General features: G+C 62.5%; 19 protein-coding genes. 17 read left to right on the top strand and 2 right to left on the bottom strand.

Going from position 1 to position 17,558, the window contains the following annotated elements:
- Nucleotides 1–84 precede the first annotated feature (84 nt).
- Genes NKI10_RS12135 through NKI10_RS12105 form a run of 7 tightly spaced genes read left to right on the top strand, consistent with a single transcriptional unit; the run spans nucleotide 85 to nucleotide 7,489 of the window.
- Entirely contained in the window at nucleotides 85–1,098 is a 1,014-nt protein-coding gene (locus NKI10_RS12135; RefSeq protein ID WP_023729125.1) for an SIS domain-containing protein, read from the top strand.
- 28 nt (nucleotides 1,099–1,126) lie between these two features.
- Complete coding sequence (locus tag NKI10_RS12130; RefSeq protein WP_352860071.1) at nucleotides 1,127–2,449, top strand: ABC transporter substrate-binding protein; 1,323 nt, start codon at nucleotides 1,127–1,129, stop codon at nucleotides 2,447–2,449.
- 9 nt (nucleotides 2,450–2,458) lie between these two features.
- Nucleotides 2,459–3,418 carry a carbohydrate ABC transporter permease gene (locus tag NKI10_RS12125; protein WP_352538458.1) on the top strand — a complete coding sequence of 320 codons (960 nt, stop codon included), beginning with the start codon at nucleotides 2,459–2,461 and terminating at the stop codon, nucleotides 3,416–3,418.
- Nucleotides 3,415–4,275 carry a carbohydrate ABC transporter permease gene (locus tag NKI10_RS12120; protein ID WP_023710091.1) on the top strand — a complete coding sequence of 287 codons (861 nt, stop codon included), beginning with the start codon at nucleotides 3,415–3,417 and terminating at the stop codon, nucleotides 4,273–4,275. Before NKI10_RS12125 ends, NKI10_RS12120 begins: the two co-directional genes overlap by 4 nt.
- A 21-nt stretch (nucleotides 4,276–4,296) precedes the next feature.
- Complete coding sequence (locus NKI10_RS12115) at nucleotides 4,297–5,151, top strand: sugar phosphate isomerase/epimerase family protein (protein WP_352538456.1); 855 nt, start codon at nucleotides 4,297–4,299, stop codon at nucleotides 5,149–5,151.
- A complete protein-coding gene (locus tag NKI10_RS12110; RefSeq protein WP_352538455.1) occupies nucleotides 5,148–6,011 on the top strand; it encodes a PfkB family carbohydrate kinase in 864 nt (287 codons plus the stop codon). The genes NKI10_RS12115 and NKI10_RS12110 overlap by 4 nt, the downstream gene beginning before the upstream one ends.
- On the top strand, nucleotides 5,954–7,489 hold the full coding sequence (locus NKI10_RS12105) for an NAD(P)/FAD-dependent oxidoreductase (protein WP_352860068.1): 1,536 nt from the start codon (nucleotides 5,954–5,956) through the stop codon (nucleotides 7,487–7,489). The genes NKI10_RS12110 and NKI10_RS12105 overlap by 58 nt, the downstream gene beginning before the upstream one ends.
- A gap of 115 nt (nucleotides 7,490–7,604) precedes the next feature.
- Here NKI10_RS12105 and NKI10_RS12100 read toward each other — a convergent pair whose 3' ends face one another.
- The gene (locus NKI10_RS12100) at nucleotides 7,605–8,699 is read right to left on the bottom strand and encodes a LacI family DNA-binding transcriptional regulator (protein ID WP_352654952.1); all 1,095 of its coding nucleotides are present in this window, start codon (nucleotides 8,697–8,699) and stop codon (nucleotides 7,605–7,607) included.
- Nucleotides 8,700–8,912: 213 nt separating this feature from the next.
- Here NKI10_RS12100 and NKI10_RS12095 point away from each other — a divergent pair, with 213 nt between their 5' ends.
- The 10 genes from NKI10_RS12095 (at nucleotide 8,913) to NKI10_RS12050 (ending at nucleotide 16,738) form a co-directional block, all read left to right on the top strand.
- Nucleotides 8,913–9,755 carry an ABC transporter substrate-binding protein gene (locus NKI10_RS12095; RefSeq protein WP_352860084.1) on the top strand — a complete coding sequence of 281 codons (843 nt, stop codon included), beginning with the start codon at nucleotides 8,913–8,915 and terminating at the stop codon, nucleotides 9,753–9,755.
- Nucleotides 9,756–9,849: 94 nt separating this feature from the next.
- Nucleotides 9,850–11,391, top strand: a complete 1,542-nt coding sequence (locus tag NKI10_RS12090; RefSeq protein WP_352860066.1) for an amino acid ABC transporter permease/ATP-binding protein — start codon at nucleotides 9,850–9,852, stop codon at nucleotides 11,389–11,391.
- Between the two features lie 60 nt (nucleotides 11,392–11,451).
- The gene (locus NKI10_RS12085) at nucleotides 11,452–12,579 is read left to right on the top strand and encodes an NAD(P)/FAD-dependent oxidoreductase (protein ID WP_352860064.1); all 1,128 of its coding nucleotides are present in this window, start codon (nucleotides 11,452–11,454) and stop codon (nucleotides 12,577–12,579) included.
- A 180-nt stretch (nucleotides 12,580–12,759) separates the two neighbouring features.
- On the top strand, nucleotides 12,760–12,975 hold the full coding sequence (locus NKI10_RS12080) for a hypothetical protein (RefSeq protein ID WP_023827948.1): 216 nt from the start codon (nucleotides 12,760–12,762) through the stop codon (nucleotides 12,973–12,975).
- Between the two features lie 13 nt (nucleotides 12,976–12,988).
- Nucleotides 12,989–13,234: a hypothetical protein gene (locus NKI10_RS12075; RefSeq protein ID WP_023667758.1), complete on the top strand. Its 246-nt coding sequence runs from the start codon at nucleotides 12,989–12,991 to the stop codon at nucleotides 13,232–13,234.
- 173 nt (nucleotides 13,235–13,407) lie between these two features.
- On the top strand, nucleotides 13,408–13,596 hold the full coding sequence (locus NKI10_RS12070) for a hypothetical protein (RefSeq protein ID WP_023707234.1): 189 nt from the start codon (nucleotides 13,408–13,410) through the stop codon (nucleotides 13,594–13,596).
- A gap of 130 nt (nucleotides 13,597–13,726) precedes the next feature.
- Nucleotides 13,727–13,870, top strand: coding sequence for a hypothetical protein (locus NKI10_RS12065; protein ID WP_023751762.1), 144 nt, complete (start codon nucleotides 13,727–13,729; stop codon nucleotides 13,868–13,870).
- Between the two features lie 9 nt (nucleotides 13,871–13,879).
- Nucleotides 13,880–15,646, top strand: a complete 1,767-nt coding sequence (locus NKI10_RS12060; RefSeq protein WP_352860061.1) for a thiamine pyrophosphate-dependent enzyme — start codon at nucleotides 13,880–13,882, stop codon at nucleotides 15,644–15,646.
- 32 nt (nucleotides 15,647–15,678) lie between these two features.
- A complete protein-coding gene (locus tag NKI10_RS12055; protein ID WP_023732304.1) occupies nucleotides 15,679–15,867 on the top strand; it encodes a hypothetical protein in 189 nt (62 codons plus the stop codon).
- A 1-nt stretch (nucleotide 15,868) separates the two neighbouring features.
- On the top strand, nucleotides 15,869–16,738 hold the full coding sequence (locus NKI10_RS12050) for an SDR family oxidoreductase (protein ID WP_023707232.1): 870 nt from the start codon (nucleotides 15,869–15,871) through the stop codon (nucleotides 16,736–16,738).
- A 307-nt stretch (nucleotides 16,739–17,045) separates the two neighbouring features.
- Here the strand turns inward: NKI10_RS12050 and NKI10_RS12045 are convergent, their stop codons facing one another.
- Nucleotides 17,046–17,558, bottom strand: coding sequence for an OmpA family protein (locus NKI10_RS12045; protein WP_352446588.1), 513 nt, complete (start codon nucleotides 17,556–17,558; stop codon nucleotides 17,046–17,048).

Raw genomic sequence — 17,558 nt, 5'->3', positions numbered from 1 at the left:
CACATTGGAAAAACGAGCTAGACGGCCCACCGACGCCTAAGGCGGGCTAGAGGCCTGTCACATGCGAAATACAAGGAAAACGTCATGCTGAACTTCGATAGGGACCGCTTCGTGAAGATCCAAAGCGGGGCCGTCGCCGTCGCAGGTGAGGTTCGCTCACTCATGCGCACACTGCTGGCAGATGGCGTCGAGCGGCTGTTTTTCATGGGTACCGGCGGCGTGCAGCTTCTAACCTTGCCCGCGATCGAGTTGGCGCAGCGCTGTTCCACCTTCCCGGTGAGCGGTGCCTATCCGGCGCAGGTCGTGATCGATCCGCCCGCCGGTCTCGACAGCAAGGCCGTGGTGGTCATCCCGTCCTTGTCGGGCACGACCAAGGAAGGCGTCGAGCTCATGGCCTTTCTGAAAAAACGTGGTGTGCGCACGATTTCGCTCACCGGCCATTCGGATACGCCAATCGCACGGGAGGCTGACCACAATTTCACGAACTTCGCCGAAGACGACACCTCGTCGGAATCCTTCTACCTGCAGACGCTGCTGATCGTCCTGGCCCTGCTGGAAGAGCGCGGCGAATATGATGATTTTGATGGCACTGTCGCCGAACTCAAACTGCTGCCGGATCTGCTTGCCGACGCCAAGGCTGCCTTTGAGGACAGGGCGGCCGAACTGGCCCAGACAATCAAGGACGATACCTATCACATCTTCACCGGCGCCGGCTCGGTGTGGCCGGAGGCACACTACTACGGCATGTGCATCCTCGAAGAGATGCAGTGGATTCGCACCCGCCCGGTGCACGCCGCCGACTTCTTCCACGGTACGCTCGAGTTGGTCGAGCCGGGCGTCAGCGTTTTCGTGTTCAAGGGCGAAGATGCCCTTCGGCCCCTGGCCGACCGGGTCGAGAACTTCGCCAAGCGCTACACGGACCGCGTTCGCACGCTGGACGCGGCCTCGGTCAAGTTGCCGGGCATCTCCGCAAAGGTCCGCGGCATGATCTCGCCGGTTCTGCTCGCCACCTTGCTCGAGCGGCTGAGCGCCCATCTCGAGGTGCTGCGCAACCACCCGCTGACCACCCGTCGCTACTACAAACGCGTGGAATATTGATCCCCTCTCACCTCTGAAGGAGCTATCCATGAAACGTTCGCTGCAAATCGTGGCGGTCACGGTGGCCGCGGTATCATCATTGGGGTTGTCGATAAGCGGCAGTTCCGCCGCTTCGCCGGCTGTCACGGCCGACCCAAACGCCAAGGTGGAATACACCGGCACGCTTTCGGTCCTGACGAAGTTCGGGCTGCAACAGCTGTCGCCCTATTTCGCCAACCTGGCACAGGCCTATGAGAAGCTCCATCCGGATGTGAAGGTCGAACTTATCCAGGAGAGCGACGACAGCGTGAAGGGCAAGACCAAGACGCTGGTCGCTTCCAACTCGCTGCCCGATATCTATTTCTCCTGGACAGGCAGCTGGGGTGGCAATTTCGTGCGCGGCAATCGCGCCGTTGATCTCACGCCCGTCATTGCTGCCGATACCGAGTGGGGCAAGTCGCTGTCTCCAGCCGCCGTCAAGGCGTTCCAGTACAACGGCAAGTTCTATGGCATTCCGCTTTACCAGGATGCCAAGTTCATGGGCTACAACAAGCAGATCTTCGCCAAGCTCAGCCTCAAGGCACCCGCCACTTTCGAGGACTTGCTGACCAGCTGCGACGCCATCCGCAAATCCGGCGTGACACCGATCTCCTTCGGCAACAAGGAGGCTTGGCCGGCGATCCACTTTGCAGGCCAGCTGCTCGCCTACAACGTGCCGCAGGCAACGCTGGAACGCGACTTCGATCCGGCCACCGCCCAATACAGCGATCCAGGCTACGTCGCAGCACTCAAGCAGTTCAGCCAGCTTGTCGAGCGCTGCACCGATGGCGCCGGCGTCAACGGCACATCCTATGCTTCGGCTCTCCAGGCCTTCACCAACGCCCAGTCGGCTATGTACTACCAGGAAATCATCGAGTTCGATCAGGCCGCCACGCCGGAGTCGGCGTTAAAGCCCGCCGATTTCGGATTCTTCCGGCTGCCGGTGCCCGCTGGCGCAAAGGGTGACGCCAAGTCGATCGAGGGCGCGCCGGAGGGCTACATGATCAATGCGGCATCGAAGAACATCCCGCTGGCGATCGATTTCATGAAGTTCGTGACTTCCAAGGAAAATGCGCAGGTGCTGTCTGCGCCACCCTATGGCCAGCCGAGCGCCACCATCGGCGGCGCCTCGGAATCGAACATGAGCGCGGCTGTGGTCGATGGCCTCAAGGATATCAACGCCGCCTCATACCTCATGCCCTGGCTGGATACGGCCAACCCACCGCGCGTCGCCGCCGTCTGGCTGTCCAGCCTGCAGGCGCTGGCGGGCGGCTCGATGACGCCCGAGCAAGTGATGGACGAGGTGCGCAATGCCGCATCCGCGGCCAAATAAGGCATACCAATGGCAAGGGCCTCGGACACAGTGGACAGCGGCGCCGACATCGGCGTCGCCAAGCCGCAACGGCCAAAGAGCCGGCGGGCGCGCTTCGCCAACCTGTTGTCATTGCGATGGGCGGCGATCGCGCTCATCCTCATCGGCTGGTTCGTGTATTATCCGATCGTCGACAATTTCATCGTCAGCACCACCGACCAGGACATCTACACCGGCGAGGTCACCAATGTCGGCCTCGCCAACTACGACCGGCTGCTGCATGACCCGGTCGTGCTGCTGGCGCTGTGGAACAACTGCCTCTACGCTCTCATCTCCGTCATCTTCCAGGTCTTCGGCGCGTTCCTGCTGGCGGCCATTATCGAGGACCTGAAAAGCGAAAGCTGGCGCCGGCTGTGGCGCGCCGTCTATTTCGTGCCGTCGGCAATCTCGATCACGGTGACCGGCCTGCTGTTTTATTTCATCTACCAGCCGCAGATCGGCTTGCTGGATGCCGCGCTCAGCCGTGTTGGACTGAGCCAGCTCGTCATGCCTTGGCTCGGCAATGAGCACACCGCCATCTATGCCATCATCGCCATGAGCCAATGGCAGGGTTTTGGCTATTCGACGCTGCTGTTCGCCATTGCCATCCAGAAGATCCCGCGCGACCTCTACGATGCGGCAACGATCGACGGCGCGGGTCCGCTTCGCCGCCTGTGGAGCATCACCTTTCCGCTCACCCGGGAAATGACGGGGTTGATGATCATCGTCACCATCACGGGCGCGTTCCAGGTGTTCAACGAGGTTATGGTGATGACCGCAGGCGGGCCCAACAACAGCAGCCAGGTGCTGGGCACGTGGCTCTACCAGAAGGCCTTCATCGAGGACAATTTCGGCTATGGCGCGGCGATCGCCGCCGTCATCTTCATGTTGACCATGCTCACAGGTGCGGCACAGCTCTGGTACACCAAGCGCCGCCGGGTGCAGCTATGAGTGCGATGGTCGCAGCCGGTCGCAGCCGGAACGTGAATGTGTGGTCGGTCATCGCCAGGACATTGCTCTATTCGTTCCTGGTCTGCCTTGGTGTCGTCGTCATCTATCCGCTGATCTGGATGGCGCTGAGCGGCTTCAAGGACAATGCGCAGATCTTCGGCGATCCCTTCGCCCTGCCCACCCATTGGTCGTGGAACAATTACATGCAGGCATGGAACCAGGGCGTGCGTGGCTACGTGACAGTCTCGGTGCTGGTGACCGTCGCTTCGGCCATATGCACCGTCCTGATCAGCGCCTGGACGGCCTTCGGCCTGACCCGCACCAAGATGTCGGCAAAGCCGCTGGTTATTGCCATCGTTCTGGGCGGCTTGATGCTGAGCCCCACCGTGGCGATCATTCCACTGGTGAAGATGTTGCAGGCGCTCGGTCTCTACAACACCTACTGGGCGCTGATCATTCTCTACACGGCGTTCCGTGTGCCGTTCACCACCTTCCTCATCCGCGCCTACATGCTGGATCTGCCTGAAGACATCGACGAGGCGGCGACGATGGATGGCGCCAGCGAGGGTCAGATCTTCTGGCGCATCACCTTGCCGCTGTGCCGGCCGATCATCATTTCCTGCGTCATCCTGCACGTCCTGTTCGCCTGGAACGAATATCTCTTCGCCATGATCTTCACGAGCGGCTCGGATGTGCAGACGCTGCCGGTCGGACTGACGTCGATCATGGCAACCCACGGGACCAACTATGCCGTGGTGTTCGCGGCCATGACGATCTCGGCGCTGCCTATCGTGATCGTGTTCTTTGCCGCACAACGCTACTTCATCCGTGGCTTGGCCGAAGGCATCGGCAAATAACAGTTCCCGAAAGGAGCCTTCATGCCGCAGCTCGCTGCTCATCAGCTGATCGGAGCCAATTTCAGCTTCCAGCACTTCCCCTTCGATGAGGTCGCCAGGACGATCCGAGGCTTTGGCCTGCTCGAGATCGAGCTGTGGGGGATTGCCCAGCATCTGGACCTGTTCCACGCCACGGACGCACGTGTCGAATCCGTTCGCCGGGTACTCGCCGACAACGAGCTGTCGGCTTGGTGCTTTACGCCTGAGCAGGTGTTGTATCCAATCAACATCGCCTCAGGCGACGCCGCACTGCGCCAGGACAGCATCGAGCGGTTTTGCCGTGCAGCCGACATCTGCGCGGCGCTTGGCGCCCGCTATCTCTTCCTGACGCCCGGCCGGGGCTACGAGAGCGAACCCCGGCAACCGGCATGGGACCGCGCGGTCGGTTCGATCGGCGAGATCGCCCGGCGCGCCGCCGCAAACGGGGTGCGCTGCCTGCTCGAGCCGTTGCAGCGGTTCGAGAGCAACCTCGTCAATAATGCGGCAGGCCTGCGCCAAATGCTGGATGAGGTGGGCGCCGGCAACGTCGATGTCGTGCTCGACACTGTCGCCATGGCCACGGCCGGCGACACCGTGGCCGGCTATGTCGACCTGTTCGGCTCGCGGCTGGCGCATGTTCATCTGGTCGACGGCACGCCAGGCGGGCATCTGGTGTGGGGGGAGGGCACGCTGCCGCTCGACCACTATGTCAGCGAACTCGCGCGCCTCGGCTATGCCGGTAAGTTCACCTTCGAGCCGTTCGGCAACGGCTCCTACGCGCTCGATCCGGTAAAAGCCTGGACACGCTGCCTTGGCGCCATCGCGCCGTATATCGATCGCGCAACGGTGCCGGCATGAGGTCGAAGAAGCTTATCGCGGTCGGGGACAATTGCCTTGATGCCTATTTGACCAACAACTTGATGACGGTGGGCGGCAATGCCTTGAATGTCGCGGCGCAATGGCGGCGCAACGGCTGGTCCGCGCGCTATTTCGGCGCCGTCGGGAACGATCCCGAAGGCGACGTGGTGCTTGCCGAACTGCAAGGTGCCGGCCTATCTCCGGACGACGTCGAACGGCGTCCCGGCGATACGGCCGTCACCTTGCTGCGCGATGAATCCGGCGACCGGAAGTTCCTGCACGAATCCTTCGGTGTGGGCGAAAACTACATGCCGGCGCCCGCGCATTATGCGGTCATCGCCGCGGCCGACTGGGTGCATCTCGGCACCAACGCCAACAAGCACCTTGTTCAACGATTGGTGGCGGACCATGTGCCGTTCAGCATCGATCTATCGACCGCCCATATGGCGCTGCCGCTCGACGGTGTCCCGCTTTTGTTTGCGTCCGGACCGGACGATGTCGATGTTCCCATCGAGCCATCGCTGGGCGCGCTCAGGGCGGCCGGCGCAAGGCAGGTGGTTTTGACCTGTGGTCGACGCGGCTCCTACTTCGACGATGGCACGAATGTCGTGCATGCGCCGGCGACGCTTGTCGATGTCGTGGATACGTGTGGCGCCGGCGACAGTTTCATTGCCACTTTCCTCGCCGGCTTCCATTTCGGCGGCCTCGGCGCCCTGGAGGCATTGCACAGGGCGTCGATCGCGGCGGCGCAGACCTGCACCCATCTTGGCGGGTTTCCCCAGAGACCGCGTCCGATGCCCGATTGGCTGCCAGCCAAATATGCCAGCTTCATTGTCGATGCGCAGGGAGCCCAAGCGTGACTACAATTCGTTTGCGGCAGCCTGCGGTCGCGCTTGCATCTGACCGGTCGTTTTGGCTGCAGGACATTGCCGCCGCCCCTGCGACCGAGCCATTGCGAGGCGACGAGCGCGCCGACGTGGTGATCGTCGGTGGCGGCTATACCGGTCTGTGGACGGCGCTGCGGATCCTTGAACTGGCGCCGCAAACGCGGGTGGTGATCCTTGAAGCCGATCTGTGCGGATCGGGGGCCTCGGGGCGCAACGGCGGTCAGGTCCATTCATGGTTCGCCGAAATCGACCAGATCAGTGCGGTCGTCGGTCTCGAGGAAGCGCGCCTGCTGTGCGCCGACACGGTGGCATCGATCGCGGAGCTGAAGACGCTGCAGCAAAACGGCACCATAGACATGGACCTGAGGCTGGATGGATGGCTGTGGACCGCAAGCTCCATTGCGCAGGAAGGCGCCTGGGAGACCGCCGTGGCCTTGACGGCAGCTGTTGGAGAAAACCGTTTCAGGCCGCTGACGGCCGAGGACATTCAACGCCGCACCGGTTCATCGGCCTCCTATGTCGGCGTCGTCGAGACCACTGCCGGCACGGTCCATCCCGCCAAACTTGCCATCGGATTGCGCAAGCTGGCACTGACACGCGGCGTCATCATCCACGAGCGCAGCCCGGTCCTCGCCATCGAACCGGGCATGACATGCACGGTGCGCACGGCGCATGGCGCGGTACGGGCTGACAAAATCGTGCTTGCCGCCAACGGCTGGCTTTCGGCGCTGCCGGAACTGCGACGGCATCTTTATGTCGTCGGCAGCGAGGTGATTGCCACTGCCGCCGTCCCCGAACTGCTCGACAGCATCGGCTGGCGCGACGGTGCCTCGATATGCGATTCCCAGGCCCAGGTGCTCTACTACCAGCGCACCATCGGGGGCAGGGTGGTCTTCGGTCGTGGCAGCGGCAACGTCGCCTTCAGTGGAAATTTGGGCGCCAGCTTCAACCGCAGCCCGGAGCACGGCCGCGACAATATGCGAGAGCTGCATCGGGTCTACCCCTCGCTGCGCGGTGTGGCGATCGAATATGACTGGTCGGGGCCGATCGACTGCGTGCCTGAACACGTTCCTGTCTTCGACCACCTGCGCGATCATCCCAATATCTTCTACGGCATGGGATTTAACGGCACCGGCATCGCGCAGACGCCGATAGCCGGACGCATTCTGGCGAGCCTGGTGCTCGAGCGAAAGGATCGCTGGGAGCGAAAGCGGTCTGGTCGGCATCGAGCGGCGCATGGCGCTGCCGCCCGAGCCGTTGCGATATCTCGGCGCCAGACTTGTCCGCGCCGCGGTGCGCCGCAAGAACGAGGCCGAGATCCGCAACCGCAAGGCGGGCAGGATCACCAATCTTTTGGCGGCACTGAAGCCAGGCAGGCGCAAGAAGTAGCCGGGCATCTGGCTCATCGTCACGCTCTTCAAACCATGAGCCGGCACGTGCCGTCCCGATGACGGTGGACGCGGCATTGCGATCAGGGTGCTTGCTGGGTTGATCGACGTACATTCTTAAAGCGGAGTGCGTCGACCTTGTTCTAACGTATTCATGTGGGCCGTATCGCCATCACACCTATGCTTGGCGCACTTGCGGCTTTCCATTCGAGGGCGGGCCAACGGATCCGCGTGCAATGATGGCGGTCGGCAAAACGAGCTTTTCCGCCGGACGGGAATCTCCCTTCAATCGCCGGATGAGCAATTCCGCGACGCTCTTGCCAAGCGCGTAGACGGGCTGGTCGATAACGGTGATGGGCGGCGTGGTGACGCTCGTCCAGTCCGCATCATGGAAAGTGATGAGCGAAATGTCGTCGGGAACCCGCAGGCCGCGCTCGCGGGTCACCTTGAAGATCTCCAGCGCAATGACGCTGTCGGAGGCGAGGATCGCCGTCGGCCGATCCGGCGCCGACAGCATCTCGCCGGCAACCCTGCGCGTTTCGGTGGGGCTTGTCGCGCCAAGGCGAACAAAGCGTTCTGGCCGATCAAGTCCGGCCTCTCGGCACACGGTGAGGAAACCGTCGATGCGCTCACGGACCGACGAGGTGTAGATCTGCCCGAGATCGCGGTACTCGTGCCCTTCGGCGTCGACCGCGGTCACATAGGCGATGTTGCGGTGGCCGGCATCGGCTAGAAAGCGGGTCGCCAGCATGGCGATGCCGCGATCGTCGGTCGTGACCGTATCGACATCCAGATCTGCCAGCGCCCTATCCAGCAGGGCAAGCGGTCGGCCCGAGCGGTGGATATCGCGCAGGTGCGCGATGTCGCGCGATTCCGACGGCGTGACGATCAGCCCGTCGACGCGCTTGCCGATGAGCAGTTTCACGGCCGCCTTTTCCGCCTCGATCTTCTCGCCGGAATTGGCCAGGATGACGTTGAACCCGGCTGCCTTTGCCGCGTCGCTGATGCCGCGTACCGCGAGGCTGAAGAACGGGTTCTCGATGTCGCCGACAACCACGCCGATGATGCCGGAGCGGCCGGTCGTCATGCTGCGGGCGAGCTCGTTCGCACGATAGTCCAAGGCCTTGGCCGCGGCCATGACTTCCGCGCGGATCATGTCGCTGACGACGCCGTATCCGCCGAGCACGCGCGCGGCTGTCGCTTTCGAAACATTGGCCGCACGGGCGACGTCGCTGACCGTTATCGACGGGGTCTTGGGGGCGGTTCTTTTCATCGGATGACGACTACAAGAGTTGTTGACGGGAGGTCAACGTGGCGATAACGATTAGCAAAGAGACCGGTCTCACAGACGATGAGACCGGTCTCTTTAGAAGGAGTGGAGCCGAGAGGCGTGACGGACCGTGATCTCGGCAAGGGCATGTCGGGGCGCCAGATGGCGGCTCGACGCAAATACCAAGAAGAACAGACCTTCAGAGTGGAGAAAGACATGAGCAGCAAAGAAATTCTCAAGTCGTTGATGTGCCCGGTCAGAACCGGCGCAATGGCTCTTATGGCGATGTGCGTCGGCGCCGGGCTGGTTTCAGGAGCGGCCGCCGCGGATGACAATCCCTATGGCCTCATTGATGCGAAGGTCATCAGCGTCGGGACCATGGGCGATGCCAAACCCTACGCTTTCACCCAGGCCGATGGGTCGTTCACCGGCTTCGACATCGAATTGTTCCGCAACGTCGCGAGCCGCCTTGGATTCAAGCCCGACCAGGTGATCTTCACCGGCCAGGAATTCTCGGCGCTGATGCCTTCGGTTGCAAACGAGCGCTTCGATGTCGCGGTCGCGGCAATCGGCACGACGGAAGCACGCAAGAAGACCGTCGACTTTTCCGACGGGTATATCGCAGGCTATCTCTCCGTGCTTACCGCCGACAAGGCGATCACGGCGGCGGACGGGCTCAAGGGCAAACGTCTCGGCGTCGTACAAGGCACGCTCCAGGAAATCTACGCGGCGAAGAATTTTGTCGGAACCGATCTCGTCAAATTCCCCGACAACAACTCCGCCGTTTCGGCGCTTAACAACGGAACCGTGGATGCCCACTTCCTCGATTACGAGGCCGCCAAGGACTATGGCCTTCGCTACCCGAACCTGAAGATCGCGGTCAATATTCCTTCCTTTGACGCGCCGGCCGGCTTTGTCCTGCGCAAGGGCAACGACAAGCTCCGCAATGCGCTGAACACCGCCCTTCACGCGGCCATGCAGGACGGCACCTGGAAGACGCTTTATGAAAAGTGGTTCCCCGGCTCGCCGATGCCCGACCAGTATCTTCCCAAGAAGTAGACCGTACCCGGCCGCTGGCTTTCATGCCGGCGGCCGGATTACGCCTCCGTCCTTGATGCGGACGATGTAAATAGCGCAACCAAAAGGGGGGCGAATGAACTGGCTCGAAAACCTGCGGCGCAGTTTCCTCGACTGGCACGCAATGGCGGACGTGCTGCCCAGCATGATCACCATCGGATTGAAGAACACCTTGATCCTCGCCGCCGCGTCGACAGTACTGGGTGTCATCCTCGGCATGATCCTGGCGGTCATGGGCATCTCGCAATCGCGCTGGCTGCGCATTCCGGCGCGGGTCTACACGGATATATTCCGTGGGCTGCCGGCGATCGTCACCATCCTGCTGATAGGCCAGGGCTTTGCCCGCATCGGCCGTGAAATCTTCGGCCCTTCGCCCTTTCCGCTCGGCATTCTTGCGCTGAGCCTGATCGCCGGCGCCTATATCGGCGAAATATTCCGCTCGGGCATCCAGAGCGTCGAGCGCGGGCAGATGGAGGCCTGCAGGGCGCTCAGCATGAGCTACGGCCAAGGCATGCGCCTGATCGTGATCCCGCAAGGCATCCGCCGCGTCTTGCCGGCCCTCGTCAACCAGTTCATCGGCAACGTCAAGGATTCAAGCCTTGTCTACTTCCTCGGTCTGCTCGCCTCGGAGCGCGAGATCTTCCGTGTCGGTCAGGACCAGGCAGTGGTCACCGGAAACCTCTCGCCATTGCTTCTGGCCGGCGTGTTCTATCTCGTCATCACCGTGCCGTTGACCCATGTGGTCAACTACATCGACAACTCGCTGCGGGTCGGAAAGCAAAAGGCCGGCCTCGTCATCAGCGGCCTGGCCGAAGTGAGCGAACTGGAGGGCGCCACCGGCAGTGCACCTTCGGAGGCCGGCTCTGATGCCGGCTCAGCGCTGCCCCGCTTCAAGGGCGGCAGTCTCGCCATCACCGATCTCGACATGGCCTATGGCGACCTCGATGTTCTCAAAGGCGTCAGCCTGGCAGTCAAGCCTGGCACGGTCACATGCGTGATCGGCCCATCAGGTTCGGGCAAGTCGACCCTGCTGCGCTGCCTCAACCGCCTGGTCGAGCCCAAGGGCGGTGAGGTGTTGCTCGATGGTGCGAGCATCCTGGCGATGAAGCCTGAAAAACTGCGCCGGCGTGTCGGCATGGTTTTCCAGCAGTTCAATCTGTTTCCCGACCACACCGCGCTCGAAAACGTCATGCTGTCGCTGACCAAGGTAAAGGGGCTCCCTGTACAGGAAGCTGAGCGCATCGCCGAGGCGCGCCTTGCCGACGTCGGGCTTGCGACCCGCAAACACCATCGTCCAGGGAGCCTTTCCGGTGGCCAGCAGCAGCGTGTGGCAATCGCTCGTGCATTGGCGATGGACCCGGAGGTCATCTTGTTCGATGAGGTAACGAGCGCACTCGATCCAGAACTGGTGAAGGGTGTGCTCAACCTCATGGCGGATCTCGGCCGGCGCGGCATGACAATGGTCGTGGTGACGCATGAAATGGGCTTCGCCCGCAAGGTCGCCGATCAGGTCGTCTTCATGGATGAAGGCCGCATCATCGAGGCCGGCACGCCTGCCGCGATTTTCGACACGCCGAAAAGCCCACGTCTGAAGCACTTCCTTGCCGAAGTGCTTTAATCACGCATGAGCCCTTCAAGACGGCCGCCCAAACCAACCTCCACCAGTGAAAGATATCTCATGGCTGCATCACATCAGGTTTCCAAGGTCGTTGTTGTCGGCGGCGGCATTTTTGGCGTCTCCTCGGCCGTTCATCTTGCAAGGCTCGGCATCGAGACCGTGCTGGTCAATGATGGACCGCTCGCCAAGGGAGCTTCCGGCCGCTCGCTCGCCTGGATCAATTCGGCGCGCAGGCGCTCGGCTGAATATCATCGCCTGCGCATGATCGGTATCGACCGCTACCGCAGTTTGTCGGCGCGATGCCCGGATGCCGCCTGGCTGCGTTTCGACGGTGGCCTGACGTGGGATGCGGACGATGCCTCAAACGAGATCGCCGATGTCTTCGCTCACGAAAAACGTCTCGGCTATGATGCGCAGCATCTGTCCGCGGACGCCATAAGGTTGGTCGCGCCGGGTGTCTGCGCAAGCGCTGTCACGCCTCAAGGCGCGATCTTCAACCCGGGCGAGGGCTGGGTCGACCTGCCGTCGCTGATCGAAATATTGATCGCGGAATTCGTGCAGCGGGGCGGCCAGGTGGTCACCGAGGCCGGACGCGCTACCGTCACCGTCGCCAACGGCCGCGCCACCGGCGTCACCACCACCAGCGGGATCAGCTTCGCCGCCAACGCGGTGCTTCTGGCGACCGGTGGGGATGTGCCGCGAATGGTTGCCGTGGCCGGTCAGCGTATTGCCGATGGGACACCAATCGCGCTGCTGGTCAGGACCAAGCCAGTCGACTTGCCGCTACGCGCCGTGCTCAACACGCCGCGCGTCGCCATCCGGCCGACGCCTGATGGCGCCCTCGCGCTCGATTCTGCCTGGTCGGAAGAAGAGGTGGTAGTCAATCCGGACGGGACTTATCGCGTAAAAGCATCGACCATCCAGGGGCTTCTCGACGAAGCGTCGAATGTTCTCGACGGTCATCCGAAATTGGAATTGGAGAGCTACGGTGTCGGGCCCAAGCCAATCCCCGGAGACGGCGAGCCGGTCTTCGGCCAGTTGCGGGAGATCGAGGGGTATTACGTCGCCTTCAGCCACAGCGGCGCAACACTTGGCTTGATTGCCGGCGAACTGCTTGCAACCGAGATCGCCACCGGAACAGAGCACCCACTCCTTGCAAGCTTTCGACCGTCTCGATTTTCACTTTAGCCCGCCAATTCGCCTCGGAATGGGATGTAATGTGGCATGCCTGGAGTTTCGCTAGCCGAGACGGCGGCCGCCTGGCCGCTTACGCGCACCGAACCTGACACCGGAACATTTTCTCCACGTTGAAGTTGGACAGCGCCAGGACCGTCGTTCGTCCAAGCTCAACCAGCGCTGAGAAATTCCATGACCAACCAACACCCCAAGACTAAACAGCCCACGGACAAGGATCTGCGAGACAACCCGGGAATCGGCACCTCGAAGGGCGCGGTCAAGGGCGGCGATATGCTCGACGAGAACGATGCTCTCGATGGGGACAATACGTTCGAAGGCGATGTCGAGAACGACGTCGCGCCTCAGGGCGGCATCAATCCTGACCAGACCGGACGCACGAACAAGTAGGAGGCGCCTTGCCATGGCCGGCCGGAAGACCCACGAGCAGCAGCTGCGCATCATCGAAAAGCGCGAGAACACCAGCAATGCCGGCGACGATTTCAATGCCGAGGATGAGCTGAAGAGAACCAAGCAGGAGCGCGAGGCGCGGCAAGACGGCGCCAATCTGCGCGACGAGGGCGTGGAATTGACCGACAAGGACGATCGCCAGATGATCCGCGGCGAAAACCAGGAGAGCGAGCACCACAAGCGCAGGCAGGACGACTAAGCCTGTCGTCTTTAAGGCTATCGAGGAGCCATGCCAGACTACCGGCACGCCAGGCACCGCATGGTCGAGGCGCACATCGCCCGCCGCGGTGTGCGCGACGAACGAGTCCTTTCGCCACTGAGGCGGAAATCCCGCGCGAGAAATCGTCGACGAGGGGTGCGAGGAGTTCGCCTATGGGGACGGTCCGGGCGGCGTTGCGCTCTGGCTATAGGGACCTGCGAAGACGCGACCTGAACATCGGCCAGCTCTGCCGCGAGAGCTTTTGGCGATCAGACAGCCTCGGCCACTACATGCAATCCTCGGCCTCGCAGCAGTTCGATGCCTTCGTCTGTTCGATCGCACCTCGCCTGTTCAGCCGCTGACTGCCGAACAGCGCCTCATCGGGTGGTACTGAGACCTTTGCCTTCGGCACCTGAATGCGGCCTTGCCTTCGGGCACGGAACATCTCACCGACTTTCTGGTTAGGCAGGCCGGATGAAGGGAGCTTTGCGCATGGCCACTAATTTGGAAGACGGCAAGACCGCTCAATCTTCCGACGAGTTGCATGGCGGCAATCGCGGCGGCGACAAGGACCAGCGTAAGACTGACAAGACCGCGAACAAGAGCAGCCAGGCGGCGGGATCCGCATCGCGGTAGGACCGAGACATGCCGACCGCCGCGGACATCCTCATCGAGACGCTGATCGACTGGAACGTCGATATCATCTTTGGCCTGCCGGGCGACGGCATCAATGGCATCATGGAGGCGCTGCGCAGGCGGCAGGACCGTATCCGCTTCATTCAGGTGCGGCACGAGGAATCCGCGGCGTTCATGGCGTGCGCCTACTCAAAATGGACAGGCAAGCTCGGTGTCTGCCTCGCAACTTCCGGCCCTGGCGGCACACACCTCCTGACGGGACTCTACGATGCCAAGCTCGACCAAGCGCCGGTGCTCGCCATTACCGGCATGCAGTTCCACGACCTCATCGAGACCTTCACCCAGCAGGATGTCGACTTGACGCGCGTCTTCAGCGATGTCGCCGTCTTCAACGCGCAGGTCTCCGACGCGGCGCATATGGAAAGCCTGGCCGGTCTCGCCTGCAGGTCGGCGCTGGCACGTCGCGGCGTTGCGCATCTGTCGATCGCCAGCGATGTGCAGGAGCACACGCTCGACCAGGCCAAGCGCTCGAAGCGCAACAAACCGTCGCATACGCCGGATCGTTGGTTCGAAGGAAGCAGGCTTCCCGACGAAGAACAACTTGCGAAAGCCGCCGAGATCCTGAACGGCGCGACGAAGGTCGCGATCCTCGCCGGTCGGGGCGCGCTTGGTGCCAGGCACGAGTTGGAAGAGACGGCGGAGCTGCTTGGTGCCCCCGTCGCAAAGGCCTTGCTCGGTAAGGCTGCCTTGCCCGACGATCACCCGCTGACGACTGGCGGCATCGGAATTCTCGGCACGCTGCCGTCGCAGGAAATCATGGAGGAATGTGACGCGCTGCTCGTCGTCGGCTCGACCTTTCCCTACATCGAATACTACCCGAAGCCGGGACAGGCGCGCGGGGTGCAGATCGAGCGCGACCCGCAGCGCATCGGCCTGCGCTATCCCGTTGAGGCCGGCCTTGCCGGCGATGCCGCCGTGACGCTGCGATTGCTGAACAAGCGCCTGAAGCGCAAGGATGATCGCAGCTTCCTCGAGAAGGCGCAGGCGGGCATGCGACGCTGGCGCGAGATGATGGCGCAGTCGGAGCAAAAGGCCGCCACTTCGCTCAAGCCCCAGGTGGTCACACGCGCATTTGGGAAACGATTGCCCGATGAGGCGATCCTGGTTGCCGATTCCGGCCAGAACACCGAGATGGCAGCCCGCCATATCGAACTGCGTGACGGGCAGGCCTTCGGCGTCTCGGGCGCGCTGGCCTCGATGGCATGCGGACTGCCCTACGCGATCGCCGCGGGCCTGGCCTTTCCCGGCCGGCCGGTCTTCGCGGTCGTCGGCGACGGCGGTCTCGCGATGCAGCTCGGAGAGTTCTCGACGGCAGTTCGGTACCGGGTCCCACTCAAGGTGCTCGTGCTCAAGAACGGCATGCTCAATCAGATCGCCTGGGAGCAGATGATGTTCCTCGGCAACCCGCAATTCGCCTGCGAACTCCAGCCCATCGACTTCGCCATGGCCGCCGAAGCCATGGGCGGCGTTGGCTACAGCGTCTCTCGCGCCGAGGAGGTGGAAGGCGTTCTCGACGCTGCCCTGGCTGCTGAGGGTCCGGTGGTCATCGAGGCCGTGGTCGACCCGTACGAACCGATGATGCCACCGAAGATGCCGCCGGATTATGCGAAAAATTTCCGCAAGGCGCTACCGGATACCCCCGGACGCGCGGAAATCGAGGCGAATGTGGCGCAAGAGCCGCTGAGGTCGATGATTACCGCCGGCGAGAAAGATTGACCAGCCACACAAGAAGCAGCGGACCAGCATCCATGACGACGAAGAAGGAGCACGAGTTGAACAAGACCGACAGCGGCACCGCAAATCGCAGTTCGCCGAACCTCATGGGCGCCGGCCAAGCGTGCAAGGCCGAGGAATGGGGAGGTGGCTCGAAAGCCGCCAAGGGACCGATCACGGAACCGGATCGACACAACCGCAACTCCAGCCAAAAAAGGAGCTGACATGCAGGATGCCCAGCAGAAATATCCTCAGCCGCCGCTTCCCGAACAGCAGCAGGACATGCCCGGCTATACCGACGAGATGGATCCACGGCCCGACCACGGAGAGGAGAGCTATCGCGGCAGCGGTAAGCTGACGGACCGCGTCGCGCTGATCACCGGCGCGGACTCGGGCATCGGCCGGGCGGTCGCTATCGCGTTTGCACGCGAAGGCGCCGACGTCATCATCTCGTACCTTGAAGAGGACGAAGATGCGCAGGAGACGGCGCGCTTGGTCGAGGAAGCGGGGCGCAAGGCGGTGCTCGCACGCGGCGACATCTCGGACGAAATCTTCGCGCGGTCGCTTGTGCAGCGAGCTATCGATGAATGCGGGCGCCTGGACATCCTCGTCAACAATGCAGCCCACCAGGCGTCGTTCGAGAAGCTGGAGGACATCAGCGCGGAGGAATGGGATCTCACCTTTCGCACCAATGTCTATGCGATGTTCTATCTGTCCCAGGAAGCAGTGAAGCACATGGAACCCGGCTCGACCATCATCAACACATCCTCGATCAACGCGACCAGTCCCTCGCCGGCACTGCTTGCCTACGCCACTACCAAAGGAGCGATCGCCAACTTCACCGCCGGACTTGCAGGACTGGTAGCTGAACGCGGCATTCGCGTAAACGCGGTCGCTCCCGGGCCGATTTGGACGCCGCTGATCCCGTCGACAATGCCCTCTGAGAAGGTCAAGGAGTTCGGGAAGAACACACCGCTCAAGCGTCCCGGGCAACCGGCAGAGCTTGCAGCGACCTATGTGCTGCTTGCCTCGGAAGGATCGAGCTACACCACCGGCGCACTCTACGAGGTCACCGGCGGACGGCCGATGCTTTGAGCGAGCGTACCTGCCAGCTCCACGGCGCCCACTCCCGGTAGCACACCCACATGTGGCGAGGCTCATGCGCGATCAGGATCGCGGACAACCGCCACGTCCGCAAACTGGTTGAGGCGCATGCCGAAGCCTCCCCACCAGACCCTGAACCGGAGGTTGGTAGACGGGAAGCTGACTTCATTCCGGGTTCAACCGGAGCGTCAGCTTTCGGGGAGGGGCAAACGCTGGGTGAATGTCCCCGATAGGCGCATTGCAGCCATGCCGCCGTCGCGTTGTGAGACTGATTTGGCGACCAGCAAAACAGCAGTCTCTACGACTCGTCCCTCTCATCGCGCAAATTAGACACAACGCGGCGGTTCTGCGACCTGCAGGCGGAGTCGGGGCAGTCGCGGACCAGCCTGTCCTTGCCGTAGCCCTTGGCCCACATGCGGTTCCGGTCTATGCCGCCGGCGGCGAGGTAGTCCATCACCGCATCGGCGCGCTGCTGTGACAGCGCCGTTTCGCTTGCGCCGGGATCGTCGGCGAAACCCTGCAGCTTGAGCAGCCAGCGCGGATGCTTTGTCAACCAGGCGATCTGGGTGTCGAGGGTGGCCTTGGCGACAGAATCGAGCGCGGCCGAACCTTTCGTGAAGTAGGTGCGGCGGCCGACATTGAGGATAAAATCCTCCTCGCTGCCCGGCTGCACGTTCTGGAAGCCGGCAATCTCGGCGTTGGTGACGTCAGGCGTCGACGGGGCCAGCGTGTTGCTGGTCGAGCAGGATGCGGTCAGAACCAGCAGGCCGGCGGCGAGCAGCCGGCGCGTGTTTTCAATCATGCGGTTCAT

It is taken from the genome of Mesorhizobium sp. M0802, from assembly GCF_040320115.1.
GTDB lineage: Bacteria > Pseudomonadota > Alphaproteobacteria > Rhizobiales > Rhizobiaceae > Mesorhizobium.
This window is presented reverse-complemented; position numbering and strand designations above follow the sequence as displayed.